Origin of the sequence: Methylomicrobium lacus LW14 (assembly GCF_000527095.1) — a bacterium.
Lineage (GTDB): Bacteria > Pseudomonadota > Gammaproteobacteria > Methylococcales > Methylomonadaceae > Methylomicrobium > Methylomicrobium lacus.
The window spans coordinates 4,249,316-4,270,592 of sequence record NZ_AZUN01000001.1 but is presented as its reverse complement, the minus strand read 5'-3'; the positions used below and the strand labels follow the sequence as shown (position 1 = coordinate 4,270,592).

General features: G+C 55.1%; 24 protein-coding genes. 15 read left to right on the top strand and 9 right to left on the bottom strand.

What is annotated here, in order from left to right:
* Window positions 1–2 precede the first annotated feature (2 nt).
* Both METLA_RS0119855 and METLA_RS0119850 read right to left on the bottom strand, forming a co-directional pair.
* Window positions 3–512, bottom strand: a complete 510-nt coding sequence (locus METLA_RS0119855; RefSeq protein ID WP_029646842.1) for a TlpA family protein disulfide reductase — start codon at window positions 510–512, stop codon at window positions 3–5.
* Window positions 513–585: 73 nt separating this feature from the next.
* Window positions 586–1,989, bottom strand: a complete 1,404-nt coding sequence (locus METLA_RS0119850; RefSeq protein WP_152539506.1) for a hypothetical protein — start codon at window positions 1,987–1,989, stop codon at window positions 586–588.
* Between the two features lie 222 nt (window positions 1,990–2,211).
* Between METLA_RS0119850 and METLA_RS0119845 the strand changes: the two genes are divergently transcribed.
* The 8 genes from METLA_RS0119845 (at window position 2,212) to METLA_RS0119805 (ending at window position 9,594) form a co-directional block, all read left to right on the top strand.
* Entirely contained in the window at window positions 2,212–3,267 is a 1,056-nt protein-coding gene (locus METLA_RS0119845) for a hypothetical protein (RefSeq protein WP_084480196.1), read from the top strand.
* Entirely contained in the window at window positions 3,267–3,707 is a 441-nt protein-coding gene (locus tag METLA_RS0119840; protein ID WP_245598834.1) for a hypothetical protein, read from the top strand. Before METLA_RS0119845 ends, METLA_RS0119840 begins: the two co-directional genes overlap by 1 nt.
* Before the next feature lie 74 nt (window positions 3,708–3,781).
* Complete coding sequence (locus METLA_RS0119835) at window positions 3,782–5,566, top strand: sensor histidine kinase (protein WP_024300222.1); 1,785 nt, start codon at window positions 3,782–3,784, stop codon at window positions 5,564–5,566.
* On the top strand, window positions 5,560–6,930 hold the full coding sequence (locus METLA_RS0119830) for a sigma-54-dependent transcriptional regulator (protein ID WP_024300221.1): 1,371 nt from the start codon (window positions 5,560–5,562) through the stop codon (window positions 6,928–6,930). Before METLA_RS0119835 ends, METLA_RS0119830 begins: the two co-directional genes overlap by 7 nt.
* 431 nt (window positions 6,931–7,361) lie before the next feature.
* Window positions 7,362–7,544 carry a hemin uptake protein HemP gene (gene hemP, locus METLA_RS0119820; protein WP_024300220.1) on the top strand — a complete coding sequence of 61 codons (183 nt, stop codon included), beginning with the start codon at window positions 7,362–7,364 and terminating at the stop codon, window positions 7,542–7,544.
* Between the two features lie 78 nt (window positions 7,545–7,622).
* Window positions 7,623–8,468 carry an energy transducer TonB gene (locus METLA_RS21160; protein WP_024300219.1) on the top strand — a complete coding sequence of 282 codons (846 nt, stop codon included), beginning with the start codon at window positions 7,623–7,625 and terminating at the stop codon, window positions 8,466–8,468.
* A 2-nt stretch (window positions 8,469–8,470) separates the two neighbouring features.
* On the top strand, window positions 8,471–9,172 hold the full coding sequence (locus METLA_RS0119810; RefSeq protein WP_024300218.1) for a MotA/TolQ/ExbB proton channel family protein: 702 nt from the start codon (window positions 8,471–8,473) through the stop codon (window positions 9,170–9,172).
* Window positions 9,172–9,594: an ExbD/TolR family protein gene (locus METLA_RS0119805; protein WP_024300217.1), complete on the top strand. Its 423-nt coding sequence runs from the start codon at window positions 9,172–9,174 to the stop codon at window positions 9,592–9,594. Before METLA_RS0119810 ends, METLA_RS0119805 begins: the two co-directional genes overlap by 1 nt.
* 290 nt (window positions 9,595–9,884) lie before the next feature.
* Here the strand turns inward: METLA_RS0119805 and bfr are convergent, their stop codons facing one another.
* Window positions 9,885–10,352, bottom strand: a complete 468-nt coding sequence (gene bfr, locus METLA_RS0119800; protein WP_024300216.1) for a bacterioferritin — start codon at window positions 10,350–10,352, stop codon at window positions 9,885–9,887.
* A gap of 327 nt (window positions 10,353–10,679) precedes the next feature.
* Here bfr and METLA_RS0119795 point away from each other — a divergent pair, with 327 nt between their 5' ends.
* The 7 genes from METLA_RS0119795 (at window position 10,680) to METLA_RS0119765 (ending at window position 17,266) form a co-directional block, all read left to right on the top strand.
* Window positions 10,680–12,857 (top strand): TonB-dependent receptor, encoded by a 2,178-nt coding sequence (locus METLA_RS0119795; protein WP_024300215.1) that lies wholly within the window; start codon window positions 10,680–10,682, stop codon window positions 12,855–12,857.
* A gap of 152 nt (window positions 12,858–13,009) precedes the next feature.
* Window positions 13,010–13,339: a Spy/CpxP family protein refolding chaperone gene (locus METLA_RS0119790; RefSeq protein ID WP_024300214.1), complete on the top strand. Its 330-nt coding sequence runs from the start codon at window positions 13,010–13,012 to the stop codon at window positions 13,337–13,339.
* A 101-nt stretch (window positions 13,340–13,440) separates the two neighbouring features.
* Window positions 13,441–14,127: a PepSY-associated TM helix domain-containing protein gene (locus tag METLA_RS0119785; protein WP_245598833.1), complete on the top strand. Its 687-nt coding sequence runs from the start codon at window positions 13,441–13,443 to the stop codon at window positions 14,125–14,127.
* 2 nt (window positions 14,128–14,129) lie between these two features.
* Window positions 14,130–14,813, top strand: a complete 684-nt coding sequence (locus METLA_RS0119780; RefSeq protein ID WP_024300212.1) for a Fe2+-dependent dioxygenase — start codon at window positions 14,130–14,132, stop codon at window positions 14,811–14,813.
* A gap of 6 nt (window positions 14,814–14,819) precedes the next feature.
* Complete coding sequence (locus METLA_RS0119775) at window positions 14,820–16,262, top strand: ATP-binding protein (RefSeq protein WP_024300211.1); 1,443 nt, start codon at window positions 14,820–14,822, stop codon at window positions 16,260–16,262.
* A complete protein-coding gene (locus METLA_RS0119770) occupies window positions 16,259–16,936 on the top strand; it encodes a response regulator (RefSeq protein ID WP_024300210.1) in 678 nt (225 codons plus the stop codon). Before METLA_RS0119775 ends, METLA_RS0119770 begins: the two co-directional genes overlap by 4 nt.
* 81 nt (window positions 16,937–17,017) lie before the next feature.
* The gene (locus tag METLA_RS0119765; protein ID WP_024300209.1) at window positions 17,018–17,266 is read left to right on the top strand and encodes a type II toxin-antitoxin system Phd/YefM family antitoxin; all 249 of its coding nucleotides are present in this window, start codon (window positions 17,018–17,020) and stop codon (window positions 17,264–17,266) included.
* Window positions 17,267–17,415: 149 nt separating this feature from the next.
* Here METLA_RS0119765 and METLA_RS0119760 read toward each other — a convergent pair whose 3' ends face one another.
* The 6 genes from METLA_RS0119760 to METLA_RS0119735 all read right to left on the bottom strand — a co-directional run bounded on the left by METLA_RS0119760 (window position 17,416) and on the right by METLA_RS0119735 (window position 21,258).
* A complete protein-coding gene (locus METLA_RS0119760; protein ID WP_029646841.1) occupies window positions 17,416–17,691 on the bottom strand; it encodes a DUF2442 domain-containing protein in 276 nt (91 codons plus the stop codon).
* A 147-nt stretch (window positions 17,692–17,838) separates the two neighbouring features.
* Complete coding sequence (locus tag METLA_RS0119755) at window positions 17,839–18,228, bottom strand: tautomerase family protein (RefSeq protein WP_024300207.1); 390 nt, start codon at window positions 18,226–18,228, stop codon at window positions 17,839–17,841.
* A 74-nt stretch (window positions 18,229–18,302) separates the two neighbouring features.
* Window positions 18,303–18,752, bottom strand: a complete 450-nt coding sequence (locus tag METLA_RS0119750) for a DUF6998 domain-containing protein (RefSeq protein ID WP_024300206.1) — start codon at window positions 18,750–18,752, stop codon at window positions 18,303–18,305.
* Window positions 18,753–18,971: 219 nt separating this feature from the next.
* The gene (locus tag METLA_RS22810; protein WP_152539505.1) at window positions 18,972–19,742 is read right to left on the bottom strand and encodes a hypothetical protein; all 771 of its coding nucleotides are present in this window, start codon (window positions 19,740–19,742) and stop codon (window positions 18,972–18,974) included.
* Between the two features lie 2 nt (window positions 19,743–19,744).
* Window positions 19,745–20,176 carry a hypothetical protein gene (locus METLA_RS0119740; protein ID WP_024300204.1) on the bottom strand — a complete coding sequence of 144 codons (432 nt, stop codon included), beginning with the start codon at window positions 20,174–20,176 and terminating at the stop codon, window positions 19,745–19,747.
* A gap of 221 nt (window positions 20,177–20,397) precedes the next feature.
* A complete protein-coding gene (locus METLA_RS0119735; protein ID WP_245598832.1) occupies window positions 20,398–21,258 on the bottom strand; it encodes a sulfite exporter TauE/SafE family protein in 861 nt (286 codons plus the stop codon).
* Between the last annotated feature and the right edge of the window lie 19 nt (window positions 21,259–21,277).

Here is a 21,277-nt window from a genome sequence, read left to right as displayed (position 1 = left end):
CTTTAATTCGCCGATAACAGACTGGTCACTTTTTGCTCGATGGCCTTGATATCGTCACTGACAAAGCCGTGATGAACATGTTGGACGACGCCTTTTTGATCGACAATGAACGAGGTCGGCATCGACTCGACGACATATTGGTCCGCCAACCCGCCGCTCGCATCGTGCAAAATCGTGAAATCGACCGGAATGGCCTGTAAAAATTTTTCGGCCTTGGCTTTGTCTTCATCGAGATTGACCGCGACGACCGCAAAACCTTTGTCTTTATATTTCTTATACAGAGCATTCAGCAACGGAAACGAGGTGCGGCACGGCGCACACCAGGAAGCCCAAAAATCCAGGTAAACGACTTTGCCCTGATAGTCTTTCAGGTTGTGGGTCTTATCCCCCTGTAAAGCCGGCAAGGTAAATGGCGGCGCCGATTGCCCGACTTCCGCCGCATTGGCCATTACGCCGGTCAAACACCACAGCAGCGCAGATAACACGAGTAGATAGAGTTTGTGCATATTCATCATCTTGATTGAATGAGTGAAAAACGATCCCGGAAGCATTCCGGCGCCGTAGCGCCGGAATGCTGGGATCACATCAATTTTGGCAATTCGCGCCTTTAACGGGCTGGGTTGCGCGTACGCCGCCCACCGCAACGTCAACCGAGCAAGGTGCCGAGTTGGCGTCGATCGTTATTGACGTTTTCCATTTACCGTTACGTTTTATGGCAGCCGTGCCCAATTGCACGCCGCTAACCGCATCGCTGATAACCGCGGTTTGGTTTTTGATAAAAGCTAAACGGTCGCCTTTGTTGCTGGAACGGTTCCACAGCAATTGCCCGGCAACCGTCAGTTTTTGCGGTTTTGACCGATAGCCGGCGCTGACCACCGTATTGCTTTTCACCGGACCATTTTGAGCCAATGGCTGCGCTGGCGTTGCCGGCAATACGTTGATCACGACGCCCTGCTCATCCGATGCGACCGGCTTGCCGGCGCCGTCATCCGCGACGACTTTGAGCTCAATTTCGACGGTCTGCGCTCTGCTGCCTGCATCCGGCGTCCAGGTGATGACGCCTTTGCTCATATGCAGTTGCGGATCGACGGTGTTTTCAAGCGCTGCGCCATAAGGCAAATGTTTTGCGATGATGGTCAGAGGACGGCTTGCGCAATCGAATGCGGTAACCGCCAAGGTCAACGTTTCACCGGCATGCACGGAAACATGATCCGGTGCAGAGAGGGTTGGGATGATTTTGGCTTTTTTGGATTTCCCTGAATCATCATCTTGCTCATCGTTACCGTCATGATCGCGATCGTCATCGAGTTCCTGCCCATGTTCATCATCGAGATCATCGACATCACTGCAAGAAGTCGGTGCCGGGGTTACGCAAACATTACCTTGCAATACTTGCGGCGCTATGCACGTCGGTGGCGGCGGGGTGACGCAAACATCGCCCTGCAATACTTGTGGCGCTATACAGGTCGGCGGCAAAGGCGGAGGCGTGACGCAAACATCGCCCTGCAATACTTGTGGCGCTATACAGGTCGGTGACAGAGGCGGAGGCGTGACGCAAACGTTGCCTTGTAACACTTGCGGCGCTATGCAGGTCGGTGGCGGCGGAGTTACGCAAACATTGCCTTGCAGCACTTGCGGTGCGATGCAAGTCGGTGGCCGCGGCGTTACGCAAACGTTGCCTTGCAGCACTTGCGGTGCGATGCAAGTCGGTGGCGGCGGCGTTACGCAAACGTTGCCTTGCAGGACTTGCGGCGGCAAGCAAATCGGTGTTTGTGCGGCCAGATAGGCGGCCAGCCCTGCTCGGCCTTCGGCCTTGGTAAACTTGCCTTGAGTATGGCAAGAGGAACACGCAGGCGCGCCGTTGGCTTGCATGATGGCTGGAGTGGCATGAGCAACATTCGCGGCAAGCGCAGCAAATGCGATCAATAATAAACTCAACAATGGCGTTGCCGTATTTCTTCTTATTCGTCGCAATAAATCAATCGACATGAGTGCTCTCCGTTATGTTTAGCTGGATGCTCATCAGACTTCATCGACGGATACCTGTCCTTTCACCCAAGAGATAGCCTGACTTGAATGTGACAGAGCAAAAACCAAGCCAACTCTTTTCATTGACACGAATTTTGACCGCACCTCATTCATCGCTCTTGCAAAATTCGCGCGAACATTCAAGAATGACGCCCCATTTCTCCCAAAGCCCGGATCATGCACATGAGGAAAAGACGCCACCCCAGACCTGCGCAAGTTGTCTTTGCGGTTTGGATGCTGCTGGCGTGGAGTCTGGCATCTTTGGCTTGGGCGGCCGATGCGGCTCAGCAAGGCTATCGTTTAGGTAATGGTTACGCGTTAGGCAATAGCGGTTTGCGTTTGGGTGGATACTCCGATATTAAAGTGCATGCGCTCGGCGCTGATCCTTGGGAATTTACCGCAGACGATCTCAGCCTCTTTATTTCTTGGGACAAGAATGGGCCGATACGTTTTTTTGCCGAATTGGAAAGTGCCGATACTTTTTCGGCTTCTGAACATCAGTCGTTCAGCACCCGCAATATACATTTCGAATCCGAGCGGTTTTATTTTGACGGCCTGATCAACGATAAATTAGCACTCAGATTAGGCAAGTTTTTAACCCCGATCGGGCATTGGAATTTATTGCACGCCGCGCCCTTGGTATGGACAGGCCAAAGGCCGGTTGCCAGCGAAAATTTGTTTTCGACCCATGCCGCCGGGGCAATGCTGCACGGCACGATGTTAGTTGATAGCCGGCAATTGGATTATGCCGTCTACGGCGATGTCACAGACATTATCGATCCGCATTTATCGGACAATCCCTTTAAAGACGCATTCGGCGGGCAGGTGGGTTACCAGTGGACGGACAACCTGCACATTGGGATTTCTTTCGCTAATTTCGTACTGAAAGATCATGTAGACGAACGTAAATCTCTGGTCGGCTTCGATGCGTTATGGAAGTTCAAAAAACACGAAATCAGCAGTGAAATCGTCTATCGCAACAAGGGTAATGAGGCAAACGGAAAAGCTATGTTGCAAGGCTTTCTGCAAAGCGTCACCCCTCTGCCGAGCCATTGGTTTTTGGTGAGCCGCTACGAGGCTTTTCAACAACTGCAGGATAAAACCGGCCATGTCGGCGTCATCGGTTTGGCTTACCGGCCCAGCCCGCCGCTGGTCTGGAAACTGGAATACCGCTTGGGCGTCAACAATGACGCATTAGCGCCAAATGGCCTAACGGCGTCATTTGCGGTATTATTCTGATGTACCGCAATCTCGTTCTGATCCTATGCCTTGTGCTGGCGGCGAGTTTTCGAAGCGCAAACGCCGAGCCGATTGCGGTGGTGACATCGGCCTCCAGCCCGCTCAATCACCTGTCCCGCGATACGTTGAAACTGATCTACCTGCGCAAAATCCAGCTCGACGAGCAGGGCAAGCGCTGGATTCCGACCAACCTGCCGCTTGCCAGCCCGCTCAGAAACGATTTTTCGTTGTCGCTGTTTTCGATCTTGCCGGAAGAGCAGGAAGATTATTGGAATGCGCAGTATTTTCACGGCATTACGCCGCCGCCGGTGATGAGCTCGGAAGAAGCGGTCTTACGCTTTGTCAGCTCCACGCCGAGTTCGATCGGTTATGTCCGAAAAACGCTTGTCGATGCGCGGGTAAAAGTCTTGCTTTTACTATCCCCTGGCACCAAACCTTAAAAATAACCCTACAAAAATTGCATGTATTTTCAGAAGTCATACCAAAATTGCAGACTTTTTTTGCATAGTGCCCGATGAGAATCCAGCGTATCTTTTTACTTTCCTTTTTGGCCTTGTTGTTTTTAGGCGGCGCGCCGATCGCGTTGTTGTCGTTTTATGCCTCGCGGACGACGTTGGAGCGCGAAATCAGCAACAGCCTTGAAAACGATGCGGTGATGTTGATGCAACAGATCGACGTGTTGATGTTCGAGCGTCTGCAAAACATTCATTCCTGGAGCCATTTGGACATCGTTCAGGAAGGCCGTATCGGCGATGTCGACAAGCAATTGGCGCAATTTCTTTCAGTATTGGATAGCAGTTACCCGGACGTCTATCGCGCGTTGTTTTATTTGAACGCTGCGAACAAGATCGTCTCGGCTTCCAACCCGGCGTTGATCGGCAATACGTTGAATCCGCAGCCGGACTGGATCAAAGCCATCGTGCCTTATGGCGACTTGGTACTGGAAAACCCGAAACTTGCCCCGCCTTATGACGATCCCAGCCTGTTGATTCGGGCCCCGGTGCCGGACACATACGGCGCCGGCGAGCAAGGCCAGTTATACGGCATTTTCAACCTGGAGCAGATTTTTCAGTTGTTCGATCAGGCCAGCAATTCGGAATCGGGTAAACGCTATATCGTGCTATTGGATGCCGACGGACGCGCCCTGGCCGGCTCGACGCGCATCCGCGATGCCGGGTTATTACTGGCGCGCACGTTTGCCGATTGGAAACCGGCAGAGGCGCACGGCACCTTCATCCACACCGGCGAGCCGTTGACGCAATCGCGCGTCTTGGTCGGCCATGCCAGTTCGCTAGGTTATCAAGGCTATGCCAATCTCGGCTGGTCGCTGTTGATCATCCAGTCAACCGAGCAGGCTTTTCATTCGATCTGGATTTTATGGTTGTGGTTCGGCGGTTTATTTTTAGTAACCAGTTTGATCGCGGTCGTCGTGGCGCAGTGGACGGCCAAGCGCATCAGCCATCCGATCTGGGTGCTGACCCGCTGGGTGCGAAACTTTCAACATCATCCTACTGCAATACAACCCACAGCCTCGGGCGTACATGAGGTCGCCGAGTTGAGCAACGCGTTCGCGCAGCTCAGCGAAGATCTCGAACGCTCGCGGCAACAGGTCATCCGCGCCGCCAAACTGGCGGTGGTCGGCGAAATGGCCGCGATCATGGCGCATGAAGTCAGGACCCCGTTGGGCATCCTGCAAACCAGCGCGCAAATTTTACGCTTGGACAATGCGCTCAGCGCGGACGGGCGCGACATGGTGCGCATCATCAACGAAGAAACCGCGCGCCTGAACCGTCTGATTTCAGCCTTGTTGGATTGCGCCCGGCCCAGGCCGCCGCAGATGCAAGCCCACTCGTTGGCGCTGATCATTCAGCGCGCGCTCGATTTACTCGGCAAACAGGCCGATAACAAATCGATCGCGATCGAATGGTCCGACCTTGCCGGCGATGCGTTGATCGAATGCGATGAAGAGATGTTGGTGCAGGTGTTCCTGAACCTGGTTTTGAATGCGATTCAAATCTTGCCGCAAGGCGGGCGCATCCGTGTGCAACTCGAAGATGCCGATGCGGAGCATCTGCGCCTCACGATCGAAGACAGCGGCCCCGGCATTCCCGAAGAGATTCGCCAGCGCTTGTTCGATCCGTTTTTCACCACCCGCGAATCCGGCATCGGGCTCGGCCTGACCGTCACCCAACAAATCATTTCCGCGCACGGCGGCTCGATCGACATCGGCAGCAGCCGGTTCGGCGGCGCCTGTTTCATCGTGCTATTACCCCAACATCAAACTGAACGAACATGCTAACCGGATCCCGCGTTTTAATCGTCGACGATGAAGCCAATGCCCGCCGCGTATTGGAAGTGTTGTTGCGCAAACTCGGCTGCGCGGTCGTCTGCGCCGAAAATGCGCCGACCGCTTTGGCCATATTACGCGAGCAAACGGTCGATCTGTTGATCACCGATCTGAACATGCCGGACATGTCCGGCCTGGAGTTATTGACCACGCTGCGCGCGGAGGGCCATGCATTTCCGGTCATCGTGGTCACCGCTTACGGCACGATCGAAAGCGCGGTCGAAGCAATGAAGCAAGGCGCCTTCGATTTCATCATCCGCCCGCTCGATGTCGAACAGGTCGAATTACTGGTGCGGCGCGCGCTCGACATCAGCCGCATCCACCGCGAAAACCAGTTTCTGCGCGATGAAGCCGGCAAAGGCTGGGATCATTTCATCGGCCAAAGCGCCGCCATGCGTCAGGTGTATGAATTGATTCGCCAAGCCGGGCCGAGTAAAGCCAGCCTCTTCGTCTATGGCGAAACCGGCACCGGGAAGGAATTGGTCGCCCGCGCCGCGCACGCCAACTCCGGCCGCCAAGGCTTGTTCGTGCCGATCAATTGCGCCGCGATACCGGCCGACATCTTGGAAAGCGAGTTGTTCGGCTATGTACGCGGCGCGTTTACCGGCGCGCACAAGGACCGCGTCGGCAAGTTCGAGTTGGCCGACGGCGGCACCTTGTTCCTGGATGAAATCACCGAAATGCCGACCCATATTCAGGCCAAACTGCTGCGCGTGTTGCAGGAAAGCCAAGTCGACCGCTTGGGCAGCAACCGCAGCATCAAAATCGATATTCGGGTGGTTGCCGCGACCAATCGCAACCCTTTGACTGCAGTCCAACAAGGCTGCCTGCGCGAAGACCTCTACTACCGACTGAATGTATTGGCAATCAAATTGCCGCCGCTGCGCGAACGGCGCGAAGACATTCCATTGCTCTGCGCGCATTTCATCGAAAAATACCGCTCATCGTTAAATTATGCCGGCATGGCGCGGTTGTCCGATGACATCAGCCAAGCATTGATGGCCTATGCCTGGCCCGGCAACGTGCGCGAACTGGAAAACATGATCGAACGGGCGATGGTGTTAAGCCAGGGGCAAAGCCTGAATCTAAAACATTTTCCGCAGGAAACCCTGGACTTGCCGGCGCAGTCGGCACGGAACACACCGGCACCGGCCGATCAGGATTTTGATTTGGATGCCAATGTCGCAAAACTGGAAACGCGCTTATTGACGCAAGCGTTACAGATCAGCGCGGGCAATAAAGCGAAAGCGGCGCGCCTATTGCAAGTCAGCGAGCGCACCTTGTGGTACAAACTGAAAAAATATGGCATTGGTTAACGAATCCTGCCCCGCTGTAATCGATCTTGCGCGCAACCCCATTCGCCCGCGAGGGAATTCCCCTGCTAACTATTCGGAATCGGCTGAAACGAGCCGCCAATGAAGCCCGACACATTAAGTTTTGAGTCGACTCTTATCCTCTGCCGGGGCTAAATCAATGCCCTGGCGTTTGCGCAAAAAACTTGATTTCGCAAATGATAATGATTATCATTTTACTGAAGCCATGATTTGGCCTCTCGCTGCTTTCGTTCAGCGCGCCTGCAACCCTCTCGGCAGAGCGCGCTGAACATTTTTTGATCGCATAAACCCTAGCGAGGACTCTTATGTTAAAACCACAACCTGCTGCTGAGAAAGGTGAGTTGGCGCGTCTGCATGCGGCAACCTGCTTGTCTGCCGGTAAAACCGCAGTCGTTTACCATTAACCGAAGCCGATGAAAATCTCTAAAGACCCCCGGCACGGCGATGCGGTGCCCCCCAAGGATGCCCACAACGAAAGGCGCAGCCTCAGCAGCGGCGCACTTTTCGGAACACGGAATGAAATCGTGATCGTGCATAACGACGAAGAATACCGTCTGCGCATCACCAGCAACGGCAAGCTGATACTGACCAAATAACATTTCCGCCAAATCCATAGCCAGCCATCCCAAACCAGGTAGCCAGCCAACCTTGATACCGATAAAGGAGGCACGGCAATGCCGGCAAGCGTTCATCAAATCGATTTTACCGCATCCCCGGATCGCTCGGACGGCGCGACCCGTCTGCATCTTGCGCGCAGCAAGGTGATTCCTTTTGCCCCCGAAACCGCGCCCCTATCGTCGCGGCGTCCAATCCCGGCTCTGCCTAGCTGTCAGCACCATGAAGCGATCGCCGCCGTGCTGTTGGCGCTGACCCTACATGTGACCGGGTATGTCTTGATGCCCTACCCCGCGCCAGAAGAACCTGTCACGCCGCCGGCGCCGATACAAGTCTCCTGGATTGCGGCGCCCCAGCCCAAAGCCGAACAAACGCCGGCCGCGCCGCCGAAACCGCAACCGCCGACGGTCAAGCCCAAAGCGAAACCGAAGACCGTCAAGCGCGTAAAAACCCAGCCCAAAGCCGTGCTGTCGACGAGCGCGCCGGCAACGACAATGACCGCCGCGCCGGCGGAAACAGCCGAAAAAACGCCAAAACCTGCCGCCGAAGCGCCGGCCGCCATGCCCCAGGCAAGCGCTGCGCCAGCGCCCGCCGCACCGGCAACGAACAGCCAACCGCCGCTGACGTTGCCGAATCTGAACGCCGACTATCTGAACAATCCGGCGCCCCGCTATCCCGAGGATGCGCGCGAAGCCGGCGAACAGGGCAAGGTCCTGGTGCGGGCGCTGATCAATGTTGACGGTACGGTCGCCGAACTTGCGCTGCGCAAGAGCAGCGGTTTTACAGACCTCGACCAATCCGCCCTGGAGACCGTCAAAAAATGGCGCTTCGTGCCGGCCCGGCGCGGCGGCGATGTCGTGTCGGCCTGGGTCGTGGTGCCGATTACTTTTTCTTTGGAAGGATAATAATGAATACAACGCCCCCTCTAGAACCCTCTTCCCTGCAACATTTTCTCGCGCAAAGCGACGGCGTCGGCCAGGCGCTGTTCGTGATCCTGATCGCAATGTCGATCGCCAGTTGGTATTTGATCATCATCAAAGCCTGGCAGGGCATCAAGGCAAGAAGTCACTCCGCGCGCTTTCTGCAAACTTTTTGGGACACCGACTCGTTGCAGCAGATCACCGAACAGTTGCAGCAGGACACGCCCAAAGAGCCGTTTTCGCTGTTGACCCGGCACGCGCTCGCCTCCAGCCAGCATGGCAAAGAGCGCTTGCACACGGCCGGTTCCGCGTCCGAATTCCTGACCCGCGCGATGCGCCGGGTGATCGACGAAGAAACCGCGCGCCTGGAATGGGGGCTGACCGTGCTGGCTTCGATCGCGAGCACCGCGCCGTTCGTCGGCCTGTTCGGCACCGTGTGGGGCGTTTTTCACGCGCTGACGAATATCGGCCAGGGCGGCGCGGCCACTTTGGAGCGAATCGCCGGCCCCGTCGGCGAGGCGCTGATCATGACCGGTTTGGGCCTTGCGGTCGCGATTCCGGCCGTGCTCGCCTACAACGCCTGCGCGCGCTCGAACCGCCTGGTGCTGGCGAAACTCGATGCGTTCGCGCATGACCTGTTCGCGCTGCTGACCACAGGCTCCGCGCCGGTCGTCTCGGGAGAACACTAATGGCGTTCGGCGGCTTCAATCAAAACCATAACGCGCGCCCTGTCGCCGAGATCAACATGGTGCCGCTGATCGACGTGATGCTGGTGCTGTTGATCATTTTCATGATCACCGCGCCGTTGATGACGCATGCGGTCAAGATCGACCTGCCGAAAGCCGACAGCGAAGCGCAGACGCAGGAAACCCCGCATATCGATTTGGCGATCGATGCGGACGGCCAACTCTTTTGGGATGCGGCCGCCGTCAGCCGCGACCAGCTTAGGCAAAACCTGCAACAAATCGCCACAGAAATGCCTCAGCCCGAACTGCACGTCCGCGCCGACCAAAACGTGCCTTACCGCGCAGTCGCCGAGGCGCTCGCCGATGCCGCCAAGGCCGGCGTCAGCCGGATCGGTTTCATTTCGGAGCCTGAAGCATCCCAGTAAAGATCAAAAAATCGCGCGCCAAGGCGGCAGGCTTCGTAGACCCCGATAATGTGCTGAACGGCTCTGCGGTATCCAAGGGATCGATGAAGGCGCGACGGGGTCGTTAAATACGCCCGGCATCGGCTATGCGGCCTTTAGCCCGGACTTCCACTTCGATGCTGCCGAAGGCCTGCACCCTATGGTTTGGACTAACGCGAATAAAGAAAGATACACGCGGGGCAATGGAGGCTCTCTCCGTTGCCCTCCGCGCTGTCTACGCGCTCGGCGTTCGCGTCGTTGCGAGCTCTTCCTTAAAGCTGCGATTGCAAATAGTTTTCCAGCCCGATCCGCTCGATTAGTCCCAATTGTTTTTCCAGCCAATGCGCGTGATCGTCCTCGGTGTCCTCCAGCATCGACCGCAGAATCTCGCGCGTTTGGTAATCCTGCTTTTGCTCGCATAGCGCGATGGCCTGCCGCAACGCCGCAACTACGCTGAGCTCGACCGCGAGATCGTTTTTCAGCATCTCCGGGACGCTGCCGCCGACATGCAAAGGGTCGCGTTTCGATAAATCGGGTATGCCTTCCAAAAACAGAATGCGCTTGATCAGGGCATCGGCATGGCCCAGTTCATCCTGCACCTCATGGCCGATCCGCTCGTACAGTTTGTCGAAGCCCCAGTTTTGATACATTCGGGAATGAATGAAATATTGATCCGCGGCGGTCAGTTCGCCGGCCAATAGTTGATTCAACTGCTCAATGACTTGTTTATCGCCTTGCATAGACTGTCCTCCTAATCGCCAAAGCAAACGATACCGCTATCGCTCACTTACCAAATGCGGATAACCGGGGTGACGATCCGCGCTGTTTCGGATTATAGGCCTGGCAACGTTATCCGGCAATCGATTACGCAGACATTCACCGCTTGACAGCGCTCTCAAAACTATTATAATGAGAATCATTATCGTTTATATTTAATAGCCAGAATCTTTGCATTCCAAGATTCGGCTTATGCCCGATTTAACCGGGCGCTTGACTACAATTTCAATTCAGCCACCCAGCGTTTCCCGCCAGGCAGCCATTAATTAGAAAAAATAATGGGGGAACGTATGTCCGAAAGTTTAACGAAACGCGCCACGCGCCGATGGCGCATGGGGGCTTTGCTGCCTTTGGGCGCAGTCTTGAGCGGCATCGCGGCAGCGGCCGAGGCGCCGCCGGCCGAAGGCGCCGGCGAGGAAATCGTGCTGAAAGACGTGAAGGTCAAGGCCGCGCGCGACAAAAAAACCGGGGCCTACAAAGCCGATACCGCCTCGACCGGCAGCAAGATCGCGATGCCGATTCGCGACATTCCGCAGTCGGTCAGCGTGGTCAAGAAGGAATTGATCCAGTCGCAAAACGCCTTCAATCTGCGCGATGCATTGAAAAACGTCAGCGGCTTGACGATAGCCGCCGGCGAAGGCGGGCGCACCGGCGATTCGATCACCCTGCGCGGCTTTTCGGCGAATTCCGATCAGTATCTGGACGGCGTCAAGGAAAACGGTCAATACAGCCGGGATACGTTCTTTCTGGAACGCGCCGAAGTGTTGAAGGGCGCCTCGTCGATCCTGTTCGGGCGCGGCACGACCGGCGGCGTAATCAATCAGATTTTCAAGAAGCCGACCGGCCAGAATCATGTGATCGGCGATTTCACTTACGGCACCTACGATTTCAAACGCTCGGCGATCGATGCGGAAACCGCTTACGACAATGTGTCGGCGCGGCTGAACATGATGTGGCAGGACAGCGATTCGTTCCGCGATTACAACTATTTGAATCGCTGGGGCATCGCGCCGTCGTTTCGGTTCAAGATTTCGCCGGATACAGAGTTGTCGGCGAACCTGCTGCATCAGGAAGAAGGCGGGGTGTTCGATTATGGTGTGCCGATCTATCGCGGCAAGCCGGCCGATGTGCCGATCAATCGCTATTACGGCTTTACCGACAACCAGATGCAGGATACCGATGTGAATGTCGCCACGGTCGCGCTGTCGCACCGCTTCAATGAGGCGTTGTCGGTCAAGAACACGGTGCGCTACGGCGACTACGACCGCAACTACCTGACGCATCTGTTCGGTGCGGTCAATGATACGGGATTGACGTCGACGGTAGCAAGAACCCAGGCGCTGCGCGCGAACAACCAGGAAAACCTGTACAACCAGACCGATTTCGTGTTCAAAAAACCGATCCTCGGTTTCAACAACACGGTGATGTTCGGCGCCGAGTTCGGCTGGGAAAATTATGACTTCAAGTCGAAGAACTCGACCGGCGTGCCATCCATCTCGATTTTCAATCCGGTGTTGACGCCGTCGGTCGGCTCCGGTTTGGCAACCGATTTCAGCGGCACGCTGGCGACCGATCGCTACACCGAAACCCGGACTTATGCCGGCTACCTGATGGACCAGTTCGAGTTGACGCCGGAGTGGAAGTTATTGGCCGGCGTGCGCTACGACGTGTTTTCGGCTGCGCAAAACGACCGCCTGAACAATGCCAACGATTTCGGCCGCATCGACCGCCAGTGGAACCCGCGCGCCGGCATCGTCTGGCAGCCGACCAAAGCGCAGTCGTATTATTTCAGCTACGGCACCTCGTTCAATCCGTCCGCCGAAGCCTACAGCCTGAGCGAGGCGACCAATACGCTGCCGCCCGAAAAGAACCGCAATTTCGAGATCGGCGCGAAATACGACCTGCTCGACGGCAAGCTGTCGGCGACCGCCGCGCTGTTCCGGCTCGAAAAAAACAATGCCCGCACCGCCTCGCCGACCAATCCGGATCTGACCGTGCTGTCCGGCGAGCAACGCACCGACGGCTTCGAACTGGGCTTGGCCGGGGAAATCCTGCCGCGCCTGGACTTGTCGATGACCTACGCCTATCTGGATGCGGAAGTGACTCGATCGAATTCGACGGCGGTCGGCACGATCAGCGGCCAAACCAAATCCTTGCAGGGCATGATTCCGGTCAACGTGCCCCAACATAGCGGCGTGACCTGGCTCAGCTATCATCTGACCGACGCCTGGGAGATCGGCGGCGGCGTGTTTTACAGCAGCGAGCGCCATACCGACACGGTCAATGAAGTGACTTTACCCGGCTATGCGCGGCTCGATGCGGTGCTGGCGTATCATCAGAAACATTACGATGTGCAGTTGAACATGTTTAACCTGACCGATACGGTCTATTACGAGTCAGGGCAGACCCGTTCGGCCTTGCCGGGCGCGCCGCTGTCCGGGCAATTGTCGATGCGGGTGAAGTTTTGACACGCTTTGCAGCGCACGCCCGGTAAACTGAAACTTCCATATTGTTTTCACAATTGCTGCAAATTGTTTGCATGGTCGCCGATTATATTAAGCATCAAGAACGGCGAGGTGCCGTTCGAATCCCCATCATTAATCCTAATGAGAATAAGACCATGAACAAAACTTTACTGACACTCGCAATCGCTTTGACTTTCCCGTTAACCGCGGCCGCATTTCCCGGCGGCCAGGGACCGGATTCGGATGCACATCAGGGCCAGAGAATCGAACGCCTTACCAAGGAACTGAAGCTGACGGACGAGCAAAAAAGCCAGGTGGAGGCGATCTTCAAGGAGCAGCATGAAAAAGCCAAGGCGCTGCACGAAGAAACTCACACCAAACTCTCGAAGGTGTTGAGCCCTGAACAATTGACCAAGCTGGAAGACCTCAAAAAGCAGCGCCGGGAGCACTGGAAGCATAAAAAAGGCTTGGAAAAACCCGAGTAATCTATGTTCATCTATCATCGCCTGAAAGTCCGATAGACGTTTTAACAAGCATCGCAATTGAATAACTCCATTCCCAGACACGGAGCCCCATGCACCTATCCATGAATCCTAGCACCGAGCCCCGCCGGAAAACCGGCGGGGGCTATCTGTTCTTGCCAAAACGCTGGGCGCGCGGCAGCTTCTTGAAATGGCTGCGCCGCACCCATGGCTGGATCGGTCTGTGGGGCGCGTCGCTGGGACTGTTGTTCGGCTTTTCCGGCATCCTGTTGAATCACCACGAGGTGATGAAAATTCCGGCCGCCAAGGTCGAAACGACCGAAGCGCAATTGGCCTTGCCGGAGCCGCTCCCCGGCGACCCGCAAGCGCTCGCGGCCTGGCTTGGGGAAAAATTCCGGCTGGACGCCCGGCACGCGAAGATCCTGCGCGAGCCGGCCAGGACGGCGCTCTGGAACGGCGTCAGCGTCGAACAGCCGCCGCGCTGGCAGATCACGCTGCGCACGCCGCGCGACTCGGTGCAGGCCGAATACTGGCCGGGCAACCGTTTCGTGACCGTCAAACACGGCTCCGGCAATCTGTTTGCGCTGTTGACCAATCTGCACAAAGGCGTCGGACTGGGTGTCGCTTGGGTGCTGCTCGCCGATACGCTGGCCGGCGGCTTGATCGTGTTGAGCCTGACCGGCATCCTGCTATGGACGCGCCTGTATGGCGGCCGCCTCGCCGCCGCAGGAGTCGGGCTCGGCTCGCTGGGGCTGGCATTCGGTTTGGCTTGGCAAGCGCTCGGAGGTTAGCCGTGCTGATTCAAATCCCCGAAGTCTTATCTTCCGATGAGCTGGCGCAATGCCGGGCGCTATTGGCCGGCGCGGATTGGGCAGACGGCCGCTTGACCGCCGGCACGCAGTCGGCCAAGGTCAAGCAAAACCTGCAATTGCCGGAACTGAGCGCGGCCAGCCTGGCCGCGCGCAAAATCGTGCTCGCCGCCCTGAACCGGAATGCGCTGTTTCTTTCGTCGGCTTTGCCCAAGCGCATCTTTCCGCCGCTGTTCAACCGCTATGAAGGGGACTACAATACCTTCGGCAATCACATCGACAATGCGGTACGCACCTGCGCCGACTCCGGGGTGCGCGTCCGAACCGATCTGTCCGCGACGCTGTTTCTCTGCGATCCCGACAGTTACGAAGGCGGCGAACTGGTGATCGAAGACACTTACGGCGAACACGCGGTCAAACTCGCGGCCGGCGACATGGTGCTGTATCCCGGCTCCAGCCTGCACCGGGTCGAACCGGTCACACGCGGCGCCCGGCTCGCATCGTTTTTCTGGATCGAGAGTATGGTGCGCGAGACCGAACGACGCCGGCTATTATTCGAAATGGACATGGCGATCCTCGAACTGCGCGAAACGCAAGGCGATATTCCCCCGGCGGTGAACCTGACCGGCTGCTATCATAATCTACTGCGCATGTGGGCGGACATGTAAAATCCGATGCCTAAATCGATCCGCTTCAAGCTGTTTTTGACCTTGCTCCTGACTACGCTGCTGATAGTTGCGGGCATGTATGCCTTCATGCGCTGGTCGCTGGATCGGGGCTTTGCCGAGTTCGTCGAGAAACGGCAGCAGGAACATCTGACCACCTTGCTCGAAAACCTCGGCGATTATTACGCCACCGATCCCGACTGGAAACAGTTGACCGGCAACAAGCACAAATGGCTGGAATTATTAGCGCAGAGCCATGAGCGCCGGCATCATCTTTCGTTAAAGTGGTTAAAGCAGACATTGAACGATCCGCCCGATGTATGGCCGCCCGATCTGCCCAGCCCCAGAGCCGAACGCCGCTTTCGGCCGCTGGAGTTGAGCATTATGCTATTGCGTTCCGACAAAACGATCATTTTCGGACGCCGCGAAGGCTTGGCGCAATTGACTTTACACCCTATCCGCCATCAACAGCAGGTGGTCGGGTATCTGGGGATGCTGCCCGGAAAACCGCCCAATCAGCCGATCGAGCTGCAGTTTATCGAACGGCAAACCCAGTCCTTTGTCTGGATCGCGCTGCTGATGGTTTTTCTGTCGGCGGTTCTGGCCTTGATATTGGCTTATGTGCTCGGCCGCCCGTTAAAGCGTATCGCCGGCGCGGTTAAAACCCTCGCCGTGGGACGCTACGACATGCGTCTGCCGGTCGAATCGACCGACGAATTGGGGCAGTTGGCGCGCGATTTCAACGAGATGGCGGCCGCTCTGGACCAGGCCGAACAGGCGCGGCGGCGCTGGATCGCGGATATTTCGCATGAACTGAGAACGCCGATCGCGGTACTGCGCGGCGAACTCGAAGCCTTGCAGGACGGCATTCGCCCCCTGACGCGCGCCGCGGTCGATTCGTTGTATGGCGATCTGATGCGCCTGAATCGCCTAACCGACGACCTCTATCAATTATCGCTCTCCGATCAGGGCGCCTTGAGCTATCGCAAAGCCGCGGTCGATCCGCTGACGATTTTGCAGGCGGATAGGGACGCCCTAAGCCCCGAATTTGCCGCCAAACACATGACCGTCAACCTGACCGGCCAACGGGAATCCCCGCTCACCCTCCATGCCGACCCGGACCGTTTGTCGCAGCTGTTTCGCAACCTGTTGACCAACAGTATGAAGTATACCGATGCAGGCGGCCGACTGGACATTACGGTCTCGCGGCAGGAAGGCAATCTGGTGATCGAATTTGCCGACAGTGCGCCGGGCGTGCCGGAATCGGCGCTACCGCACCTGTTCGACCGCTTTTACCGGGTCGAAAGCTCGCGCAGCCGCAATCACGGCGGCGCCGGCCTCGGACTGGCGATTTGCAGCAATATCGTCAAGGCGCATCGCGGCTCGATCCGTGCAAGCGCCTCCTCGTTGGGCGGACTGCTTGTCCGCATCGAACTCCCGGTGAACGGATGAAACAGATACTGATTGTCGAAGACGAGGCCAAGCTTGCGCAGTTGGAAGCCGATTATCTGCACGCGGCGGGCTTTGGCAGCACGATTCTGAGCGACGGTCTCGAAGTCGTGCCCTGGCTCAGGCTGCATCGGGCCGACCTGGTGTTGTTGGATCTGATGCTGCCCGGACGGGACGGCCTGGAACTGTGCCGCGAGATACGCGCTTTCAGTGCCGTGCCTATCATCATGGTCACCGCGCGCATCGAAGAAATCGATCGCCTGCTCGGCCTGGAACTCGGTGCCGACGACTATATCTGCAAGCCGTTCAGTCCGCGTGAAGTGATCGCGCGCGTCAAGGCGGTCTTACGCCGCCTGCAGCCGCCCAAACCTGAGCCTACCGAGCATGCGCTGATGCTCGATTCCTCCTGTTTTCGCGTGCGGGCCGGCGGCCGGGAAACCGAATTGACCGTGGTCGAATTTGAATTGTTGCAGGCCTTGTATCGGCAGCCCGGCCGCATCTTGTCGAGGCAACGGTTGATGGATTTGATCTACCCGGATCAGCGCATCGTTTCGGACCGGACGATCGACAGCCATATCAAGAAGCTGCGCAAAAAATTGGCCGAACTGTTGCCCGGAACGGAGGTCGTGCATTCGGTTTATGGGGCCGGTTATCGTTATGAACCTCCAGCCGGCTAGGTCGGGCAATAAAGATTCATAATCGCTTGATCTACTTTATTAGCCAGACTAGAGTAAGCTCGTCTTTTTGTGGAGAATGCCATGCAAACCGTAAATATGTTGCAAGCCAAATCTTCTCTATCCCGCTTAGTAGAGGCGATTGAGCAAGGGCAGGAGCGTGAAATCATCATTGCCCGGAATGGCCGCCCGGCCGCCAAACTTGTTCCGATGGATACCGCACCAGTCGGGAAGCGGATTGGTGTAGCCAAAGGCTTGTTCGTGGTGCCGGACAGCATCGATGCACACAACGACGAAGTGGCTCAGTTATTCATGGGCCAGGTGCCATCTTGAATTTGCTGCTGGATACTCACGTTGCACTATGGGCTATTACGGATAGCCCGAAATTGCCGCAATCGGGCACAAAAAGCGTGCCCGACCTACTGGGCTGCAAAACCGCAACAGGCCGGCGCAACAGGCCGGCGCGTCCCTTGACCTTTTTGTTAGGCGCTGGCGTGGCTGACTAGCGGAAATTGCTCGGGATGAAGGATTGATTCAACGGCTAGGTCAATATCCAAATCGGGCCAGTAAAGATGATTCGAAGAAGGAAGTTCAACATGCAAAATCTTGCCAATAGTGGCATCACGGAACCACGGAAATTCGGAAAATGGTAAGAAAAGCTCTTCATCTCCCAACAGCAACCAGAAGCCGTATTGAGAGATATGAGTGACTTCAACTGGGGAAATGCTGATGCCAAGCGTCGCGGATGTCACATTCATGCTCCTGTATAAGGCGAAGTGCTTCGTGGAGTTCACATCGAGAAAGATCGACAGATTGAGCGCGTAGTGCGGATGCCGTCAGGTGATCCGCCATCCTACGGCGGAACCGCTAGCGCGTTCCGCCTTACGGGTTACGGGTTACGCGATTTACACATTGATTTTATAGTTCAATTTAACTTCGTCACCATGCATGCCTCTGAAGCCCCAGTTACAAGCAGGACTTTCTTGAATACATATTTCGACGTCTTGATGCTGAATATTTACTTTGTCCTTGATGTTGTCGAAGAGCAGCCTGATTAGCTTTTTCTTAGCTTCAACGGATCGTCCTTCGATTATAGTTATTTCGATGATTGTGTATGCATCTGTACGTCCACCGGGGCAAAGCATGTCTTCTTTTTCCATCAAGAAGAAACGATGCGCTCGTTTGTCAGCCGGAAACTGCAAGGCCTCCATTACGCACTCATGAATGACCTCTGATAGACGTTCCCGAACGGGCGCCAGTTTTTCTTTGATACCGTAAATCTTAATTTGAGCCATTACTTATTCCTTGTGACGCGTAACGTGAAAGTGAGGGGCAGCCCGCTTTTGGGCTGTCCCTCTCGATTGACGGGTTATGCCTGCGACGTATTTTCGGTGAGTGCAAGTTTTCTTGCCTTTGCAATATCAAGTTCAAAGTTGCCAACCTGCTCATAGAAGCGAGCGGCCTCCACTGCCGATTTAACGCTGCCGTAATAAATGGTTGAAAGCTTCCCGTCCAAGTACTGAATGATCATCAAGTCGTCAACAACATGAACGGTTTTTGATGAGATGGGGACGAAGCCTGTTTTCTGCGCCGTAGTTTTGACACTAATTCTTCTGCCATTTTTGCAGACCACATCAAAACCGTGCTGGTTGGGTGTGTGTGCAAGCGTACCGCCTACTTCTAGGGCACAGTAGAACTCGCCGAGCCTGCCTATCAGATGGCGAACCTCAGTTGGCTTTACGCCAAATATCTCGACCTCAAGCTTGATTAACTCAAGATACTTGTCGTAGAGAACCCTAATTTGCTCAGGTGTGATCATGTGCCCCAGCAGGCATAACGTAGAGCTAACCGGGCGCGGCCCGGGAAGCCAAAAAACAAAACCGCACTATCCCCGCGCTCCGGTTGAGCGCAATGTTAGACCGGATGCGTGATTGCAAGACCTGACCCGTTTTCTCCCGGCGACATGCCACGGAACGGAAACGAGTAAGCGCGTCAGGCGATCCGCCATCCTACGGCGGAACCGCTAGCGCGTTCCGCCTTACGGGTTGGTTCTAAACAATTCTTCATTTTCCTTGGGATCGTAGCCCTTACAATCAATGCAGTGATGGCAGTCAAGAACAGAAACCCCATACTCAAACTCTTTTAGGTTAGGATCATTAGCCAAACCTTTTGTAATAAATTCCCTAGAATAGGGTATTTCAGTTATTCGTGAAAAAACCATTTCAGGCTCTTTCACCAGATCAAATGTGATAATTTCCAAGTCCGAAACCACTTTAACCGCTTCTACATCATTATATTCAGACCCGATTTCATGTTCGCAATCATCTATATTTTTTAGGCAGATATTACATCGCCCATCAAAGGCAGTACATTCAATTCCATTGTATCTTCTTCCTGTTCGGTGATCGCAATCAATTGGATCAACGCCACATATTGAACATGTATATTTCTCAAACCCTCGAAGGCTAAACCCAAAATCTTTATGTAAAAGCATATTTGGGCAATCAGTATAGTAATGGCCATCCTTGAATTTAAATTCACATTGATAGTTTTCAGTTAGATACTTACCAATTTGATGCATATTTTGAGCTATGGGCACCCGCTCTTCCTTGAGAAACCAGAAGACTTTTAACAGCTTTGATAACGCTGTTCTTAGATCAAGCTCCGGGCATGGTGACAATTCATTTTCTACTCTGTCAATCAAGGCATGTGCGGAAACCCAAGATTCTTTGGCTACTTCATTAGGGTTAGCCCCACCAAAGGTCATTAATATTGCCTGGAAAGCTGGATGTTCGTCTAATGAACTCAAGACTAGTGCTCCTTCAAACGATCAAGAACTTCTTTAACTTCACTCTCAGTACCCTCAATGATGATTTCCTTGTATTTGTCGCCCTCTTCTTTAATGTACTTAACTCTAACTTTTTTGTTTTCTTCCAAGTTATCTTTTATCCAATCTGTAATAAAATTAGCAAACACAGCAAAGGGTATTCCATATATCAACGGTAAAATTGTGTCGATACTTCGGAGTGCTAAATAGTTATGATTTTCCCCTCTGACGACTACAGATTCAATCCCTGATTCTTTAAGGTCCTTTCTTAAGTCGGGAGCATGTTCGTTAATTATATCTATTCCATCATTAGAAGATTCCGGCATTATATACGCCACACCTTTATGGAACTCGATATTCCTATCAGACAATATAGACTTTATACCATTAATATCTACTTCATTTATCTCTAACATTACCTTACCTTATTGGTATCTACTTAAGCATATAACTAAAATTAGACCCCAAAAAAAGACCTAAGAGAAGTTGGGGTCAAGACTTACAATCCAACAACTAGTTACTAATTTGAACGATCGGTATGCGTCTAACTGCAGTGTAACTCCCGGATTCCGCTGCGCTACATCCGGACTACGCGCTGTCCTACGCGCAAAATCCGGCTTGAAGCCGGACCAGCGACCTACATATTTTGGATGTTGTTGACCAAATCACCAAAGTAAGCGATCAACTCATTCAGGTAAGCGATCATCTCGTTCACCCATTCCTGCATCATCATATAGTGATTGTGATGCTTGAAATGCTGGTCCATGTAAAAACCGAAACCGCGGTAGAAGGTGTTGACGCCCATGAACACCATGATCGCGGCGGCGGCCTTGTACATCAGGCCGCGGATATTCGCCTTGATCTTGCCGAAGGCGAGGCTGATGAACAGCATCATCGGCAGGGTGCCGGCGCCGAACGCGAGCATCAAGGCTCCGCCTTCGAGCACGGTCGTCGCGGTGGTCGCCTTCACCGCCATCGCAAAGGTCAACGGGCACGGCATCATGCCGTTCAACAGGCCCGCCAGCATCGCGCCGCCGATCGGGCCTTTTTGCCTGGAGGTCGCATAGCCTTTGCGCAGCCATTGCGACGGCAAGAGGCGCAGCGAGCCTTGCCAGGGCAGCCAGCCCAGGATGCCGAAGGCGAGACCGATCACCACGATGCCGATGATCATCTGCAGGATGCTCTGGATTTTGCCGAACAGGCCGCCGGACACCAGCACGACGCCGAGCAGCGCGGCGGTGACGCCGATCAAGGTATAGACCGAGATGCGCGAGACCTGATACATCAGATAAGGCCAGTACGAGCGCTGTTTGCCCGAATTCATGAAATAGCCTGATACCAGCGCGCCGCACATGCCGAGACAATGGCCGCTACCGAGGAAGCCGGCGATGAAGGCGAGCGTGTAATCGAAGCCGCCGGCCGCATTCACGACCTCGGCCATGCCGTGCATCGCTCCGTGATCCATCGCCGCGTGCCCCATCGCCGCGTGTTCCATCATTGAATGATCCATCTAAAAC

Coding starts and splice junctions, on each gene's coding strand:
- hemP (WP_024300220.1), top strand. CDS start 7,362: ATGAAAATCTCTAAAGACCCCCGGCACGGCGATGCGGTGCCCCCCAAG.
- METLA_RS0119760 (WP_029646841.1), bottom strand. CDS start 17,691: ATGAATGTGACATCCGCGACGCTTGGCATCAGCATTTCCCCAGTTGAA.
- METLA_RS0119765 (WP_024300209.1), top strand. CDS start 17,018: ATGCAAACCGTAAATATGTTGCAAGCCAAATCTTCTCTATCCCGCTTA.
- METLA_RS0119755 (WP_024300207.1), bottom strand. CDS start 18,228: ATGGCTCAAATTAAGATTTACGGTATCAAAGAAAAACTGGCGCCCGTT.
- METLA_RS21160 (WP_024300219.1), top strand. CDS start 7,623: ATGCCGGCAAGCGTTCATCAAATCGATTTTACCGCATCCCCGGATCGC.
- METLA_RS0119810 (WP_024300218.1), top strand. CDS start 8,471: ATGAATACAACGCCCCCTCTAGAACCCTCTTCCCTGCAACATTTTCTC.
- METLA_RS0119830 (WP_024300221.1), top strand. CDS start 5,560: ATGCTAACCGGATCCCGCGTTTTAATCGTCGACGATGAAGCCAATGCC.
- METLA_RS0119795 (WP_024300215.1), top strand. CDS start 10,680: ATGTCCGAAAGTTTAACGAAACGCGCCACGCGCCGATGGCGCATGGGG.
- METLA_RS0119735 (WP_245598832.1), bottom strand. CDS start 21,258: ATGATGGAACACGCGGCGATGGGGCACGCGGCGATGGATCACGGAGCG.
- METLA_RS0119790 (WP_024300214.1), top strand. CDS start 13,010: ATGAACAAAACTTTACTGACACTCGCAATCGCTTTGACTTTCCCGTTA.
- METLA_RS0119855 (WP_029646842.1), bottom strand. CDS start 512: ATGAATATGCACAAACTCTATCTACTCGTGTTATCTGCGCTGCTGTGG.
- METLA_RS0119770 (WP_024300210.1), top strand. CDS start 16,259: ATGAAACAGATACTGATTGTCGAAGACGAGGCCAAGCTTGCGCAGTTG.
- METLA_RS0119750 (WP_024300206.1), bottom strand. CDS start 18,752: ATGATCACACCTGAGCAAATTAGGGTTCTCTACGACAAGTATCTTGAG.
- METLA_RS0119740 (WP_024300204.1), bottom strand. CDS start 20,176: ATGTTAGAGATAAATGAAGTAGATATTAATGGTATAAAGTCTATATTG.
- METLA_RS0119850 (WP_152539506.1), bottom strand. CDS start 1,989: ATGTCGATTGATTTATTGCGACGAATAAGAAGAAATACGGCAACGCCA.
- METLA_RS0119835 (WP_024300222.1), top strand. CDS start 3,782: ATGAGAATCCAGCGTATCTTTTTACTTTCCTTTTTGGCCTTGTTGTTT.
- bfr (WP_024300216.1), bottom strand. CDS start 10,352: ATGCAAGGCGATAAACAAGTCATTGAGCAGTTGAATCAACTATTGGCC.
- METLA_RS0119840 (WP_245598834.1), top strand. CDS start 3,267: ATGTACCGCAATCTCGTTCTGATCCTATGCCTTGTGCTGGCGGCGAGT.
- METLA_RS0119805 (WP_024300217.1), top strand. CDS start 9,172: ATGGCGTTCGGCGGCTTCAATCAAAACCATAACGCGCGCCCTGTCGCC.
- METLA_RS0119845 (WP_084480196.1), top strand. CDS start 2,212: ATGAGGAAAAGACGCCACCCCAGACCTGCGCAAGTTGTCTTTGCGGTT.
- METLA_RS0119785 (WP_245598833.1), top strand. CDS start 13,441: ATGAATCCTAGCACCGAGCCCCGCCGGAAAACCGGCGGGGGCTATCTG.
- METLA_RS0119775 (WP_024300211.1), top strand. CDS start 14,820: ATGCCTAAATCGATCCGCTTCAAGCTGTTTTTGACCTTGCTCCTGACT.